This window comes from Idiomarina sp. HB, assembly GCF_048059115.1.
GTDB classification, from domain to species: Bacteria; Pseudomonadota; Gammaproteobacteria; order Enterobacterales; family Alteromonadaceae; genus Idiomarina; species Idiomarina abyssalis.
Map to the genome: position 1 here is coordinate 606,398 of NZ_JAYLVU010000002.1, position 15,894 is coordinate 622,291.

General features: G+C 50.0%; 10 protein-coding genes. 8 read left to right on the forward strand and 2 right to left on the reverse strand.

Translation table 11 applies throughout. The annotated features are described in order from the left end of the window. Positions 1 to 26: 26 nt before the first annotated feature. Together VBY75_RS08640 and VBY75_RS08645 are read left to right on the forward strand one after the other, a co-directional pair. Positions 27 to 3,179 carry a TonB-dependent receptor gene (locus VBY75_RS08640; protein WP_416512065.1) on the forward strand — a complete coding sequence of 1,051 codons (3,153 nt, stop codon included), beginning with the start codon at positions 27 to 29 and terminating at the stop codon, positions 3,177 to 3,179. A 94-nt stretch (positions 3,180 to 3,273) separates the two neighbouring features. Then, the gene (locus VBY75_RS08645; protein WP_278358203.1) at positions 3,274 to 4,662 is read left to right on the forward strand and encodes a Na+/H+ antiporter NhaC family protein; all 1,389 of its coding nucleotides are present in this window, start codon (positions 3,274 to 3,276) and stop codon (positions 4,660 to 4,662) included. Here the strand turns inward: VBY75_RS08645 and tadA are convergent. After that, positions 4,655 to 5,128: a tRNA adenosine(34) deaminase TadA gene (gene tadA, locus VBY75_RS08650; RefSeq protein WP_199494149.1), complete on the reverse strand. Its 474-nt coding sequence runs from the start codon at positions 5,126 to 5,128 to the stop codon at positions 4,655 to 4,657. The genes VBY75_RS08645 and tadA overlap by 8 nt on opposite strands. A 69-nt stretch (positions 5,129 to 5,197) precedes the next feature. On the opposite strand from tadA, the gene VBY75_RS08655 reads away from it, so the two are divergent. From VBY75_RS08655 to VBY75_RS08665, 3 genes are all read left to right on the forward strand, one after another. Beyond that, positions 5,198 to 6,481: an amidohydrolase gene (locus VBY75_RS08655; RefSeq protein ID WP_199494086.1), complete on the forward strand. Its 1,284-nt coding sequence runs from the start codon at positions 5,198 to 5,200 to the stop codon at positions 6,479 to 6,481. Between the two features lies 1 nt (position 6,482). After that, positions 6,483 to 7,850, forward strand: a complete 1,368-nt coding sequence (mltF, locus tag VBY75_RS08660; protein ID WP_416512068.1) for a membrane-bound lytic murein transglycosylase MltF — start codon at positions 6,483 to 6,485, stop codon at positions 7,848 to 7,850. Between the two features lie 86 nt (positions 7,851 to 7,936). Further along, positions 7,937 to 10,507, forward strand: coding sequence for a zinc-dependent metalloprotease family protein (locus VBY75_RS08665; protein ID WP_416512070.1), 2,571 nt, complete (start codon positions 7,937 to 7,939; stop codon positions 10,505 to 10,507). Positions 10,508 to 10,509: 2 nt separating this feature from the next. Here the strand turns inward: VBY75_RS08665 and rfaH are convergent, their stop codons facing one another. Beyond that, positions 10,510 to 11,007 carry a transcription/translation regulatory transformer protein RfaH gene (rfaH, locus tag VBY75_RS08670; protein WP_054491340.1) on the reverse strand — a complete coding sequence of 166 codons (498 nt, stop codon included), beginning with the start codon at positions 11,005 to 11,007 and terminating at the stop codon, positions 10,510 to 10,512. A gap of 133 nt (positions 11,008 to 11,140) precedes the next feature. On the opposite strand from rfaH, the gene VBY75_RS08675 reads away from it, so the two are divergent. From VBY75_RS08675 to purL, 3 genes are all read left to right on the forward strand, one after another. Then, positions 11,141 to 11,593: an RDD family protein gene (locus VBY75_RS08675; RefSeq protein WP_416512072.1), complete on the forward strand. Its 453-nt coding sequence runs from the start codon at positions 11,141 to 11,143 to the stop codon at positions 11,591 to 11,593. A 70-nt stretch (positions 11,594 to 11,663) separates the two neighbouring features. Next, a complete protein-coding gene (locus VBY75_RS08680) occupies positions 11,664 to 11,801 on the forward strand; it encodes a hypothetical protein (RefSeq protein WP_155826283.1) in 138 nt (45 codons plus the stop codon). A 98-nt stretch (positions 11,802 to 11,899) separates the two neighbouring features. Continuing rightward, positions 11,900 to 15,787, forward strand: coding sequence for a phosphoribosylformylglycinamidine synthase (gene purL, locus VBY75_RS08685; RefSeq protein ID WP_416512074.1), 3,888 nt, complete (start codon positions 11,900 to 11,902; stop codon positions 15,785 to 15,787). Positions 15,788 to 15,894 lie beyond the last annotated feature (107 nt).

Sequence of the window (15,894 nt, forward strand, 5' to 3'; positions counted from 1 at the left end):
AAAACAAAACCGGGAAGAACAAAACTATGTTTAACACGACTTTTAAGCGCACTGCTGTAGCTGCCGCCATAGCAATGGGGTTAGCAGGTTCAGCCGTGGCGCAGGAAACCTCTTCAAGCTTGCGCGGTGTTGTTACCACTGAGTCAGGGCAGGTGGTTTCAAATGCAACCATCCAGTTACGTGATGAGCGTACTGGCAGTGTCAAAACCTTACGCTCTAACGAGCAGGGAACATTCTCTTCACGTGGTTTGCCGGTTGGCGGGCCATACACTTTGGTGGTGGAAGGTCCTGAAGGGCGCACCCAGGTTGTCGAAGATGTTTATCTAACTTTAGGCGACTCACAAAATGTGAACGTGATGCTGGAGCGCCAGGCGGACATGGAGCGTTTAAGTGTAACCGGCTCTATGACCAGTAACGCTTTGTATGGCAGTAACAGTCCGGCTGCGAACTTCAATTTAGAAGATTTGGAAAATGCACCGGCTGCAAACCGTGACTTAAAAGATGTGGTGCGCATTGACCCGCGTATTTACATTAACGAAACCAATGCCGGCGACATTCAGTGCGGTGGTGCTAACCCACGTTTTAACAGTCTAACGGTTGATGGCGTTCGTATGAACGACAACTTTGGCCTTAACAGCAGTGGCTACCCGACAGAACGCATGCCGTTCTCTTACGATTCGATTGAGCAGGTAGCGGTTGAGTTTGCACCATTTGACGTGCAATACGGCGGCTTTACCGCCTGTAACATTAATGCTGTGACCAAAACCGGTGACAACGAAATGTTCGGTGGTGTGTTCTATGATTACACCAACGACTCTTTGCAGGGCGACGAGTTAGAAGGCGACGCCATTAATATTGGTGACTTTAGCGAGAAACGTTATGGCTTTAATGTTGGTGGTGCCTTCATTGAAGATAAACTGTTCTTCTTTACTTCTTATGAGAAGCTGGAAGGCTCTGACACTTTTGATCGCGGTCCGGAAGGTTCTGGTGCAGCGACCGAAGTTGCCGGTGTGACTCAGGCCGACGTTGAGCGTATTGCCGATATTGCACAGAATATTTATGGCTATAACCCGGGCGGGTTCCCGTCGAGCTTACCGGTAGAAGACGAAAAATTCCTGGCCAAGTTGGACTGGTACATTAGCGATGCTCACCGTGCGTCATTAACCTACAACTACAACGATGGCTACTCTATTGCAGAGTCAGACGGCGACTCCGACGAGCTGGAGTTCTCTAACCACTTTTACGAGCGTGGCTCTAAGTTCACCTCTTATGTGGGTGAATTATACTCGGACTGGAATGATAACTTCTCGACAGAAGCTCGCGTGGGTTATTCGGAGCTGGATGCCCGTGTAAGTCCTTTGGGTGGTACCGACTTTGGTGAAGTTCAGATTGGTGTTAACGACGCGACTGTGTATTTAGGCGCGGATGACTCTCGTCACGCCAACAAACTGAAATACGACACCACTTTCTTTAAATTGAAAGGTACTTATCTGCTGGGTGACCACGTTATTTCTGCCGGTATTGAGCGGGAAGAATACGACGTGTTTAACCTCTTTGTGCAGGAAGCTGAGGGCGAGTATCGCTTCGGTTCTATCGATGACTTTGAAGCCGGCACACCGTACGCGGCTATCTATGAAAGTGCCGCGGGTACCAACAACCCTCAGGACGCTGCTGCTGAATTTGCCTACGCGGTTAACACGGCATACGTTCAGGACGAATATTACTACGCGTCAATGGATATTACCTTCACCTACGGTTTGCGTTATGACTGGTATACCAGCGATGACTACCCGGTGAACAACCCGTTAACTCAGGAACTTTATGGGTTCTCTAACCAGCAGAACATGGACGGGCAGGACTTACTGCAACCACGCTTTGGCTTCAACTGGTTTGTTAATCCTGAATTAGAAGTTCGTGGTGGTGTTGGCCTGTACTCCGGTGGTAACCCCAATGTGTGGATCTCTAACAACTACTCGAATAATGGCGTGACGCAGTACGAGGCCTTCCGTGATTTTTCTGGCGAGTCTTTGTTTGGTGTTCCGCACACAGGTGGCGGCAACCCAATTTTTGACATTCCTCAGGAAATGTACGACGAAGTGGCTAACGCCAGTGGTCAGGGCCCGATTAACACTATGGACCCTAACTTCGAACTACCGAAAGAGTGGAAGTACGCATTAGGCGCAACTTACACCTTGCCGGATGACTACATTTTGATGGCGGACTTCTTATACACCGATAAGAAAGATGCGGCGATTATTTATAATCTGGGCTTGGAACAGGTTGATACGGCGCCGGATGGACGTCCAATTTTTGATGAGATGTCTACTGACGGACGTGACCAGGGCGATGACTTTCTGTTGACGAATGTTGACGGCGATTCTGGTTCGCAAACCACGGTTTCACTGGCGTTAAGTAAGTCGCATGACTTTGGTCTGGATTGGACTTTCGGTTACGCCTATAACAAGGCGGAAGACGTTAACCCAATGACCAGTTCGGTGTCGTTCTCTAACTACACCAACCTGGCAACGGCTAACGCTCAGAACCCGGGTGTTGCGACTTCTAACTACGAGATCCCGCACCGTTTTACGTTCAAAGCTAACTACACCAAAGAGTTCTTCGATGGTTACAACACAGTAGTGACCTTATTCGGTACACGCAACAAAGGTCGTCCGTTCTCCTATACCATGACTGACGGTGCCTTTGGTGATATAGCTTACCAGGGCCGTAGCTTGCTGTACGTACCGACAGGTCTGGATGATCCGAACTTTGCGATTGGTACTGACGGTGATGGTAACCCGTTTGAAACGGCTGCATTCTTCGACTTTCTGGAAGAGTCAGGTTTGAGCAAGTACGCGGGTGGTATTGCGCCTCGTAACGAGTTCAACAGCAAATGGTGGACCAAAGTTGATTTGCGCATTGAGCAGGAGCTTCCGGGCTTTATGGATGACCACAAAGCGTCTGCGTTCTTCGTCATTGAAAACTTAGGTAATATGCTGAACGATGACTGGGGCGTGCTTTACGAAGCGAGCTTCCCACGTGCGGTGACTGTGGCTGACGTTGAAATTAACGATGCCGGTCAGTATCAGTACAACTCGTTCCGGGACATCAGCAATGTTCAGTCTCGCGCCGGTGCACCTTCGCTCTGGTCTGTACGTTTAGGCGTAGAATATAAGTTCTGATTGTTTCACGTCGAATGAATAAACCGCCGCTGGTATTGCCCGCGGCGGTTTATTATTTTAATCTCCCTTTATCAAACACTAATTAGCTGACCCAATGGAACTGAGCTGGACCAGTCTTTTACCTTCCTTGCTGGCAATTGTATTTGCCATTGTTACCCGAAAAGTTCTGCTGGCGCTTATTGGCGGCATTATTCTGGCCAATATTCTGTTGTTCTGGCCGGCTCCGGAAAATATCGCCTACGGCACGCTGAACAGCACCTGGGACACCCTTGTTGACCCCAGTAATATGCTGGTGTGGTTTTTTACGCTGGGCATTGGTGCTTTATTCGGGGTGCTGGAAAACGGCGGCACCTTCAAACAGTTTGTATTAAAGCTAGAGCGTAAACAGTGGATTGAAAGCAAACGCCGGGCCCGCTTAATGACCTGGGTTCTGGGCGTTATAGTGTTTATTGAGTCTAACGTGACCATTATGATTTCGGGCACAACCTCACGACCTATTTATGACCGCCTGGGCATAGCGCGTGAAAAGCTGGCGTATATTGTGGATTCAACCTGTGCAGCCATTTGTATTCTGATCCCTTTAAATGCCTGGGGGGCGTTTAATTTAACGCTAATTTCAAACCAGGGTGTTGAACAACCGCTACTGGTGTTCATTCAGTCTATAGCCTTTAACTTTTATGCCATTTTTGCAGTATTGCTGGCGCTGTTTGTGGCTTTGTTCGACTGGAATATTGGCCCAATGAAAGCGTTTGAGAAGAATGCGGTGCCCGATCAGGTGTCACAAAACACCTGGGGCGACGGGCCCGATGAAGAGGCCAGCTTTGGTAAAGGCACTGCGGTGGTGATGACCAGCCTGATATCTTTAGTGGTGATGGTACCTGTCATGTTGTTGATAACCGGAAACGGTGTATTGGTGGACGGTAACGGCACCTTAAGTGTGTTCATTGCTATATATGTGGCATTGGGCCTTGCGGTGGCGGGTACGTTAATGACGCAACCGGTAAGCCTTATGGATGTTGGCCGCTACCTGTTAAAAGGGGCGTGGAATATTCTGCCGTTGGCGGTTATTTTGTGGTTGTCGATTGCGCTGGGTGGTTTAACTCGTGACTTAGGTACCGGCGAGTTTCTGGCTGCTGCGCTGGACGGCTCAGTGCAACTTTGGATGTTGTTACCGCTGATTTTTGTGTTGTCCGCTATTACCGGGTTTTCTATTGGCTCCAGCTGGGGCACCTTTGCCATCATGCTGCCACTGGCTATTCCGCTGGCAATGACACTGGGCTTACCGGCTGCGCCTTTTATTGCGGCGGCAATTTCCGGCGGAATTTTTGGTGACCATGCATCACCCATTTCAGATACCACCATTATTGCGTCTATGGCCTCGGGCGTTGAACATATTGACCATGTTCGCACCCAGTTGCCTTATGCGTTGCTGGCCGGGTTAGGCGCAACCGTGGCTTATGCAATAACGGGTATGCTTATTTAGCGTTAACTTTGGCAGACTTGCGGCGGGCGCGGAAAAAGCGTCGTAAAATATCGCCGCATTCTTCTGCCAGTACGCCGCTTTGAACCTCAACTTTGTGGTTCATCGATGCGTGATTAATGACATCAATGGCGGTGCCGGTAGCGCCGGTACGAGGGTCGGTGGCGCCAAAGACTAAACGCTTAACACGGGCATGGGTTATCAGACCGGCACACATGGCGCAGGGCTCTAAAGTGACGTACAGCGTAGAGTTGACCAACCGATAGTTATCGATAGCCTGACCTGCTGCGCGAATAGCCTGAGCTTCGGCATGGGCAGAAGGGTCGGACAAAGAAATTACCTGATTGTAACCTTCGCCAACAATTCTTCCGTCCATGACCAACACCGCGCCAACGGGCACTTCGTCGGCTTTTTGCGCTTGTTCAGCAAGCTCTAATGCTCGCTGCATGTAGATTTCATCGGTTGTCATGGCGGCGATTTTAGCGCAGGATATTACCCAGTACCAGAACAACAATCCGCACCTATGCAGGAGAGAATAATGAAAAAGCTCGTTATTAGCTTAATGCTGGCCAGCAGCTTTGGTTTTAGCGCACAAGCGGCGGCGCAACAGTCGCCGGTAAAAGTCAGCAGTGATTTAGAAGCTCAGGTTATTGAATGGCGCCGGCATATTCATGCTAACCCTGAACTGAGTAACCGTGAGTTCGAAACCGCAAAAATGGTGGCTGAGCATTTACGCTCTCTGGGCATGGAAGTGGAAACGGGTGTGGCGCATACCGGTGTTGTGGGCCTGCTTAAAGGCGGTAAACCCGGCCCTACCATTGCGCTGCGCGCCGATATGGATGCACTGCCGGTCACTGAACAAACCGACGTGCCGTTTAAGTCGACGGTAAAGTCTGAGTATCGCGGTAACGAAGTGGGTGTCATGCACGCCTGCGGACACGATACCCACGTAGCTATGTTAATGGGTGCGGCTGAAAAGCTGGCTGAAATGAAAGACGAGTTAGCTGGTAATGTGATGTTTATTTTCCAGCCGGCAGAAGAAGGTGCGCCTGAAGGTGAAGAGGGCGGTGCTGAACTGATGCTGGAAGAAGGTCTGTTTGCCGACAACAAGCCAGAAAAAGTTTTTGGTATTCATGTTTGGGCAGGCTTTCCGACAGGGCATGTGGGTTATCGTAAGGGCCCATTGATGGCTTCTTCTGACCAGTTTGAAATTAAAGTCAAAGGTAAGCAGACACATGGTTCAACCCCCTGGGGTGGCGTGGATCCTATTGTGACTTCAGCGCAAATTATTAATAACGCACAAACTATTATTAGTCGCCAGACCAATATTACTAAGGCACCGGCGGTATTGTCCTTTGGTATTGTTGAAGGTGGTGTGCGTAACAACATCATTCCCGATGAAGTCACCTTAATTGGTACTATCCGCAACTTTGACATGGATATTCGTTCGGATATTCACGATAAACTGAAGCTGACTGCAGAAAAAACCGCAGAAGCTAATGGCGCTGAAGCCCATGTGCACGTTGACCTGGGTTACCCGGTAACCAGCAACGACGCAGACTTAGTTGAGCAGATGCTGCCAGTGACTAAAGCGGTTGCCGGTGCCGATAAAGTGCAGGAAGTGCCGTTAGTAACCGGCGCGGAAGACTTCTCTTATTATGCACTGGAAGTACCGGGCATGTTTGTATTCTTAGGTGTTACGCCTCCGGAGCGTGATATGGCCAACGAGCCCAGTAACCATTCGCCGCACTTCTATGCCGACGAAGACGCACTGAAAACCGGTACTGAGCTTTATGTGAATTGGGCGCTGGAATCACTCTAATATGCCGAAGTCTGCAGTATCGCTGTTTGTTTTATTGCTGCTTGCCGTTAGCTTAGTAACGGCCTGCAGTCCTCAAACCCGCCCCGATGCCATGACCGTTGTTAAAGAACGTCAGGTATTACGGGTGGGAACCTTAATGAACCCCACCAGCTACTATTTTGACCATGACCGTGAGCAAGGTTTTGAATACGACTTAGCAAAACGCTTTGCTGATCGCTTAGGTGTTGAGCTGGAAATGGTGCCGCGGTTTGATGTGAATGATCTCTTCACTATGCTGCGCCGGGGGGAAATTGATATTGTCGCGGCCGGAATTGACCGCACCTCAACACGGGCGCGTCTGTTTCGTTTTGGCCCTCCGTACGATGTGATTAGCCAGAAAGTGGTGTTTAAGCAGGGCTCGCGGCAGCGTCCACGTGACTTGCAGCAAATTACCGATGGCGAAATTGTGGTGGTGGAAGGCAGCTCTCACCACGAGTTTCTGAAAAGTTTAGGCGATAGCATTCCTACCCTGAACTGGCGCGCAACTCGCGACCATGATGCGGTAGAGTTGCTGCAAATGGTGATTAATGAAGAGATTGACTACACCATAACCGACAGTACGGCGCTGGATATTCAGCGGCGTTTCCATCCGGATTTAAGCGTGGCCTTTACCGTAAAGCATGATCAGGATATTGCCTGGGCTCTGCCGCAGGGCGACGATGATTCGTTGTTTTCTGCCGTGGTGGAATATTTTGGTGAAATTCGTGCAAGCGGTCGGCTGGCGCACATTAAAGAGCAGCACTTTGGCCACGTAAAACAATTTAATTATGTGACCACCAGCTTATTTATTGAGGCGGTAGATAAAATATTACCGATTTACCAGGAAACCTTTAAAGAACATTCTGGTTCGCTTGACTGGCGCCTGCTGGCGGCAATTTCTTATCAGGAGTCATTGTGGAACCCGCGTGCTGTATCGCCCACTGGCGTTAGGGGCATGATGATGCTAACCCTGCCTACCGCCAAGGCTATGGGGGTTAAGAGCCGATTGAACGCAGAGCAGAGTATTCGCGGTGGTGCCCGTTATTTGGAACGCATGCTGAACCGGGTTCCGGCAAGAATTCCGCAACCGGACAGGACATGGTTCGCATTAGCTGCGTATAATATCGGATTCGGGCATTTAGAAGATGCGCGAATAATAACGGAGCGTCAGGGTGGCAACCCGGACCGTTGGGTTGATGTGAAGAAGCGTTTACCCCTGCTTCGGCAAAAACAATTTTACCGTCATACCCGCTATGGCTTTGCGCGTGGCGATGAGCCGGTAACTTATGTTGGAAACATTCGTCGTTTTTACGACACACTAAAATATCTTGATGAGCAAGGACGGCTTTAGCCTTATGCCCGGTGATGTAGCCTGACATTCATGTCAGGTGAGATCCTCACGTCAGGAAAGCAGTAAACGTATAGGAACGAAAATAAATGTACAAGAAGACAATAGCTGCGGCAGTAATGGTGCTCACGCCGATGTTTGCCGCCGCTCAAAGTTTGGGTGACAGTATTGAACTGTCTGTAGAGAACCAGATTATAGAAGCGACGCTTGCCGAGCGTTTGTCGTCCGCTAACAGTTATCGGCTGACCTTTGAGAACGCGTCGGGTGACACTCAGCATTTAGGCTTTTTACATCAACGTGGTGACAATCAGCTTATCTCAATTACTCATCCGCAACTTGGCTCTGTCATTATTCGCCGAGTGGATGGTAAAACCGTTACAGAGAACACGAATCTGCCGCCGGCTGAGCCTAAGCGCCGGTTCACCGAGCATCAGAAGGCATTAAGTCTTGATGCCAGAGCTTTACCTGTACCTTCAAAATCGAACTCTGTTGCGCTTTCACCTGAAAAGCCAGAAGAAGTACAAGAATTTGATGACTCACTCGACGTGTTGTTTGTGTATGACGACCGTTTAGTCAGTTATGCCGAAGAGAACGATTACGATTTGGAACTGGCTATTCAAGGTGCAGTAGACACCAGCAATAGTATATTTCAACGCTCTGGTGTCCCGGTAACCATGACTGTTGCCGGAATGGAGCCGTTTCGCCCCGAAAGCACTACCGACTTCCCTAATGAAAACCCGGATCCCTTATTGGATGAGCTTATCGACGACCAAAGAATGGTTCGTTTAATAGACCGATATCAAGCCGATGTGGTGCATTTTATCGGGGCTGATAACCCGGACGTATGCGGAATTGCATTTAGAGCTTCTGACTTTAGTACCAGTAACAACCGGGTGAGCTTTGTCAGCGGTGGTGCCAATGCCGGTTATACGGCATTAAGTTGTATGGGAACAGGGACGGTTGCGCACGAAGTGGGTCATAACTTCGGCCTGCGTCACGATCGTTACACATTGGCTGATAACGCCAGCGGTGGCGAAGGTGACCAGGAAGACTTTCATATTCCTTATGGTTTTATCGACGGGCAGGGACGTTTTTATACGACCATGTCTTATGGTTCTGTGTGTCGTAGCGAATTCAGTGAAGGCGAGTGTGTCAGTGAAGCTGCCTACTCAAGCCCGGACTTAGTTGATGGAAACTATGGTGTGCCACTGGGTAAAGCGGCTTCTGAAATTGATGCAGCCGATGCCAGCCTGGCGGCTCAGCGCAGCAGTATTATTTGGGCAAATAACAGTTCACGCACCAATATTGACAGTATGCAGGTTGAGCGTATTGGGAATGATTCTCTGACGTTCAGTTGGCCGCGCGTTGAGAACTCTGATAAGTATGTTATTGGCGCCGGAGCTTGTGAAGGGTATACCGGTATATCACAACAAGCGTTGTTAGATGACGCAGGTGTTTCCGATAATACCGTTAGCTACGCGGCGAGCTCTCTTCCTGACAGCATTTGTGTTATTGCCGTTGAAGAAGTTAACGCTAATGCGGCACGTTGGCGCTTTGTGAGTAACGCGAGTTTTAGCGGGGACTATACGGACGCCTCGGCTGATTACTTATTAGTTGATGAAAATGTATTAAGCCTTGCAGAGGCAGGTGATGAAGCTGTTATAGCTGTTAATTTGTCCGATCCAGAAACCGCAAATGAATCAATTCAGCTGGCTCGGCCCGTGACAGCCAGCGGCACAGACGTTAGTCAACAAATTGGTATCGACAATGCGGCTGAGTGGTTCAGTTGGGAAGTGATCGGTGATAGTAGCGTCAGAATTATGACCATAACGTTAAAACAGTCGCTTGCTGATATTAGCGCAGGATTAGACAAAAACAATGTGCATAATCCGTATCATCTTCCTTTGAAAGTGGTGAATACCGATGCACCTGATTTTTCTGTTTCTACTGGGGTTTGGATAGATCCATCCAGAACGCTTGGCGGATCTGCACAGGTATTTGTTAGTCAGGGAGAAAGCATTGGCGAACTGTTAGCTGTGAATTCTGCGGTGAGTGTTTATAATGTCCCTAACGACGTTGTTATCAGCGTGGAAGAACCCGAAGGCTTCATTTCAAACTTTAGCGCTACGGAAGTTGACCCTGAAGTTGAAGGTGAGCGTCGAATTCAGCTGTCGGGTGATACACCGATGGTAGATGAAGCGTTATCTGTGCCACTGCGTGTCGACTTTAGTGACGGCAGTGAGAGCGTCACGGTCTCACTAACTGTTGAGCCAAGAGCAATAGCTCCTAGTATTAGCGGTTTCCGGGCCAGCAATACTGTAGAGGGTCAGACAGTGACGTTAACCGCTACTGTAACTGACGAGGACGAGAATTTGGACACATCCAGCATTGAGATTGTCCGGGTAAATAGCGATGGCAGCGAAACCGAAGTTTCTAATGTCAGCCTATCCGGCGATACGGTTACTGCGTCTGTTGGAAGCTTATCTGCCGGTCAATACCAGTATCGACTGAGTGCAAGCGACACCGAAGGTAACAGCGAGAGTGACAGCGTTAACTTCACGGTAAGTGCAGCGCCGTCAGAAAGCAGTAGCGGCGGACACGCCGGCTGGTTGGTTTTATTGGGGCTTATCGCTCTGGGGCTACGCAAACGCGTAGCCTGATACTACTGGAATTGCAGCTCTTTGTAACTGAAGTTAGCTTTAACTTCTTTTTGCATCCATTCCAGCATAACAAAGCAGCGTGATTCACCATCCAGCTTGACAATTTTGGCAAGGAACCCACGGAAGGGACCTTGCTGAATTTCGACGGTGTCGCCCACTTGGGGGGCTTGCTCGTCGGTTAGTTGATCTACGCCCCGCATTTGGTCTATCCAGCTTTGAGGGACTTTTGGAATGTTATCGCCAAAACGTAATACTCCGGCGACACCATAGGTACTGCGAAGTTTGTAAAATTGCTCGATAATGTCATCGGGTTTCACAAAGACATAGCCCGGAAACATACGCTCAACCACCGATGTACGTACACCTCTGCGCACTTTTTTCACTGTTAACTCCGGCGCAAACACCTCAAACCCCTGGTTTTCTAAGTTTAAAATGGCGCGCTCTTCCTGCTTTGGCTTGGTTCTTACTATGTACCAAACGTCGGATTGGAGTTCATTCATAACAGGTCCTTTTACTGATAGGCGGCTGATCTTTCCACATTCAGTTGAGTTACGCAAATTAAGCCGATAAGCCAATTGACAGAGCCAGCCTTATCAGGCACTTTAACGTAAAAATAACAACATGGAGAAACAAATGGAATTTCGTCACGGTGGTTTTTGGTTACGTTTTGTTGCCGCAATTATAGATGCGATTATTACCCAGGTTGGGTTGATGCTTATTGGTGCCATTGTTGGCATTTTTATTGGTATTTTTATGGGCGCGGCTGGCTCCTCAATGCAGAGTATTGAAATGGCGGCCGGCGGTGTTGGTTATGCGATTGGCCTTATCGGGCAGTGGTTGTACTTTACCATTTTTGAAATTTCAGGCTGGCAGGCAACGCCGGGTAAGAAAGTGCTGGGTCTGAAAGTAACGAATATGGAAGGTCAGCAAATTGGTTTTGGTCAGGCAAACATTCGTTACTGGTCTAAGATTATTTCTGCGCTGATTCTGTTAATTGGTTTTATCATGATTGCCTTTACCGAGAAGAAACAGGGCTTACACGATATTTTTGCTAAAACCTTAGTCATTAAAGATAAGCCTGCATAAAGTCATTGCATAAAACTGAGGCGGCAAGGTAAGCTGAACAGGTCTTTCAACGCAATAAAGGCCAAAGTCTATGCGAGCCAACCGCCTCAGACGTGAGAATAATTCCCGCCGCCGCGCTGTTATCCGTAAGCGCAGACAACGCATCATCGATAGACGCGAAAAGTGGTTTCGCATAGTGAACCGCGAAGGTACAGCCAAAGTCGAGTAGCCGGACGTTCACGTCAGGTTCGATATTCCACCTGACATAAATGTCAGGCTACTGTATAATCTGCCAGCAAAAATCGCCCAGCTTTGGAGACCTTGCTTGTGGAAATCTACCGCGGTGCACCTGCCTTATCAGCCTTCAAAACAACGAAGCAACTTGAACAACTGAAACAGGCAGGAATTCCTGTCAAAGAGCTTTATGCCGAGTATCAGCACTTTGTTGATTTGCATAATGAACTGAGCGACGAACACCGTTCCGTATTGGTTCAGTTACTGAAGTACGGCCCTGAAATGCCGGCACACGAGCCTCACGGTGCTCTGGTATTGGTTACTCCCCGCATTGGTACTATTTCTCCCTGGGCTTCAAAGGCCACTGACATTGCCCACAACTGTGGCTTGAAAAGTATTCATCGTGTTGAGCGTGGTGTGGCTTTCTATCTACAGGGTGACTTGTCGGCTGAAGAGCTGAAGCAAGCGGCGTTACTGTTGCATGATCGTATGACCGAAAGTGTTTTGTACGACATGAATGACGCGCAGCAGCTATTCCGCTCGCAGGAACCGCAGCCATTGTCTTCGGTGGATATTCTGGCAGGCGGCCGTGAAGCTCTGGCACAGGCAAATATCAGCTTAGGTCTGGCTCTGGCCGATGACGAAATTGATTATCTGGTAGAAAATTTCCGCAAGCTGAACCGTAACCCTAACGACATTGAGCTTTATATGTTTGCCCAGGCAAACTCTGAGCATTGTCGCCACAAGATTTTTAACGCCGACTGGACCATAGACGGCGCGGAACAGCCTAAGTCGCTGTTCAAAATGATTAAAAACACCTTTGAAACCACACCGGACTACGTGTTGTCGGCCTACAAAGACAACGCTGCTGTTATGGAAGGCCATGAAGCCGGGCGTTTCTACCCGCAGCCGGACAGTATGAGCTATGGCTACAGCCACGAACCGGTGCATATTTTGATGAAGGTGGAAACGCATAACCACCCAACCGCGATTTCTCCTTACCCGGGTGCCGCAACCGGCTCCGGCGGTGAAATTCGCGATGAAGGCGCTACCGGTGTGGGCTCCAAACCCAAAGCGGGTCTGGTTGGTTTCAGTGTGTCTAACCTGAACATTCCTGGCTTTAAGCAGCCGTGGGAAGAAAACTACGGCAAACCAGCGCGTATTGTTTCGGCGCTGGATATTATGCTGGAAGGTCCATTAGGCGGCGCAGCCTTTAACAATGAATTTGGTCGTCCCGCGCTGACCGGCTACTTCCGTACTTACGAGCAAACGGTCGACAGCCACAATGGGCGCGAGCCCCGTGGTTACCATAAGCCAATTATGATTGCCGGTGGTTTAGGCAATATTCGTGAAGCCCATGTACAAAAAGGTGATATTCCGGTTGGCGCTAAGCTGGTTGTACTAGGTGGCCCGGCAATGAACATTGGTTTAGGTGGCGGCGCGGCGTCTTCTATGGCGTCGGGTGAGTCGACAGAAGATTTAGATTTTGCTTCAGTACAGCGTGAAAACCCGGAAATGGAACGCCGCTGTCAGGAAGTGATTGACCGTTGCTGGCAGCTAGGGGCCGATAACCCTATTGCCTTTATTCACGACGTAGGGGCTGGTGGCCTGTCGAATGCGATGCCGGAACTGGTTAGTGATGGTGGTCGTGGTGGTCGCTTTGAACTGCGCGAAATACCAAACGATGAGCCCGGCATGACCCCGCTGGAAATTTGGTGCAATGAGTCGCAGGAACGTTACGTTATTGCTATTGCACCGGAGAATATGGCGCGTTTTGAAGCTTTGTGTGAGCGCGAGCGTGCAGAATACGCGGTTATTGGTGAAGCGACTGAAGAGCTCACCATTTTACTGAACGATGCCAAGTTCTTGAATCAGCCCATTGATTTGTCACTAGACGTATTGTTAGGCAAGCCGCCGAAGATGCACCGCGACGTAGCCCGCTTGCAGGCCGAAGGTACGCCATTGCATCTGGAAGCGGCTGACTTGAATGACGCCGCTGATCGCTTATTGCGCTTACCGGCCATTGCTGAGAAAACCTTCTTAATTACCATTGGTGATCGCAGTGTTACCGGTTTGGTTGCCAGAGACCAAATGGTTGGTCCGTGGCAGATACCGGTGGCTGATGTTGCGGTAACCGCGTCCAGTTATGACAGCTACCACGGTGAAGCTATGGCCATGGGCGAGCGCACACCGTTGGCGCTATTGAACTTTGGCGCTTCGGCCCGTATGGCGGTAGCTGAATCTCTGACTAATATTGCCGCTGCGGACATTGGCGACTTAAAACGCATTAAATTATCGGCTAACTGGATGTGCGCAGCTGGTCACCCGGGCGAAGACGCCGGCTTGTACGAGGCTGTTAAAGCGGTAGGTGAAGAGCTGTGTCCGGAACTGGGTATTACCATCCCGGTGGGTAAAGACTCCATGTCGATGAAAACTCAGTGGCAGGAAGACGGCGAAGACAAAGCCGTGACTGCGCCAATGAGTTTGGTGATTACGGCGTTTGGCCGGGTGAATGACATTCGCGCAACCTTAACGCCGCAATTGCGTACCGACAAAGGCCAGTCGCATCTGGTATTAATTGATTTAGGTAAAGGTCAGAACCGCTTAGGCGGTTCAGCGCTGGCGCAGGTATACCAGCAGTTGGGGCAACACACGCCAGACTTAGACGATACCGAAGCCTTTAAAGCCTTCTTTAACACCACACAGCAGTTGGTTACCGAAGGGCGTTTACTGGCCTACCATGACCGTTCAGACGGCGGACTGTTCACCACCGTAGCGGAAATGGCGTTTGCCGGAAACTGCGGTGCTAAAGTGGCACTGGATGAATTAGGCGAAGACAATTTAGCGGTTCTGTTTAATGAAGAGCTGGGCGCTGTTATTCAGGTCAGCGACGAGCAGTATCAGCAAGTGATGGAAGCTTACAGCGAGGCTGGCTTAGGCGACTGTGTTAAACGCATTGGTGAGCCAACACATGAAGACGCCATTATTTTTACCCGTAATGGAAATGAGGTTCTGGCGCAGAGTCGCACGCACTGGCGTACGGTGTGGGGCGAAACCACGCATCATATGCAGCGCCTGCGTGACAACCCGGTGTGTGCTGATGAAGAGTTTCGCCTGAAACAGCGTGCCGACAACCCGGGTTTACAGGCCGATTTAACCTTTGACCCGTCTGAAGACATTGCGGCACCTTATATTGCCAAAGGTGTGGCGCCTAAAGTCGCGATTCTGCGTGAACAGGGCGTCAACTCGCATTACGAAATGGCAGCTGCCTTTGACCGTGCGGGTTTTGAAGCGGTTGATGTTCACATGAGCGACATTTTAGCCGGTCGTGTGTCGTTACAAGACATGCAGGCACTGGCGGCTTGTGGAGGCTTCTCTTACGGTGACGTTTTAGGTGCCGGTGAGGGCTGGGCTAAGTCTATTTTATTTAACGACCGTGCTCGTGAGCAGTTTGAAGCTTTCTTTAACCGTAATGACACGCTGGCACTGGGTGTGTGTAACGGCTGTCAGATGCTATCCACGCTGAAGCAGCTCATTCCGGGAACCGAGCACTGGCCACGTTTTGTAACTAACCGCAGCGAGCGTTTTGAAGCGCGCTTTAGCCTGGTGGAAGTGCAGGAATCTCAGTCGGTTTTCTTAGGTGACATGGCGGGATCGCGTATGCCAATTGCGGTGTCTCATGGTGAAGGCCGCGCTGAATTTGCTAACCCTCAGCAACAGTCGCAGCTAGAACAAAGTGGCCAGGTTGCGTTGCGTTACATTGATAACTGGGGTGAAGTGGCTAAGCAGTATCCGGCTAACCCGAATGGTTCACCCAAAGGTATTACTGCGGTAACCAGTGACGATGGTCGTGTGACCGCAATGATGCCGCACCCTGAGCGCGTGTTCCGTACCGTAGCCAACAGTTGGCACCCTGATGAATGGGGCGAAGACAGCCCGTGGATGCGCATGTTCCGCAACGCCCGTAAGCACCTCGGGTAGCTGGGCGGCGCGAACTGCAATTCGGCTACCCCGTGGGCTTTCTGCTTACGGAGACGCTGCAAGTTCATCCCTGAACGCTTGACGAAGGCCATCCATGGCCTTCGACA

What these genes read in the sequence shown, in the direction of transcription:
- VBY75_RS08640 (WP_416512065.1), top strand. Translation starts at nt 27, where the DNA reads ATGTTTAACACGACTTTTAAGCGCACTGCTGTAGCTGCCGCCATAGCA.
- VBY75_RS08645 (WP_278358203.1), top strand. Translation starts at nt 3,274, where the DNA reads ATGGAACTGAGCTGGACCAGTCTTTTACCTTCCTTGCTGGCAATTGTA.
- tadA (WP_199494149.1), bottom strand. Translation starts at nt 5,128, where the DNA reads ATGACAACCGATGAAATCTACATGCAGCGAGCATTAGAGCTTGCTGAA.
- VBY75_RS08655 (WP_199494086.1), top strand. Translation starts at nt 5,198, where the DNA reads ATGAAAAAGCTCGTTATTAGCTTAATGCTGGCCAGCAGCTTTGGTTTT.
- mltF (WP_416512068.1), top strand. Translation starts at nt 6,483, where the DNA reads ATGCCGAAGTCTGCAGTATCGCTGTTTGTTTTATTGCTGCTTGCCGTT.
- VBY75_RS08665 (WP_416512070.1), top strand. Translation starts at nt 7,937, where the DNA reads ATGTACAAGAAGACAATAGCTGCGGCAGTAATGGTGCTCACGCCGATG.
- rfaH (WP_054491340.1), bottom strand. Translation starts at nt 11,007, where the DNA reads ATGAATGAACTCCAATCCGACGTTTGGTACATAGTAAGAACCAAGCCA.
- VBY75_RS08675 (WP_416512072.1), top strand. Translation starts at nt 11,141, where the DNA reads ATGGAATTTCGTCACGGTGGTTTTTGGTTACGTTTTGTTGCCGCAATT.
- VBY75_RS08680 (WP_155826283.1), top strand. Translation starts at nt 11,664, where the DNA reads ATGCGAGCCAACCGCCTCAGACGTGAGAATAATTCCCGCCGCCGCGCT.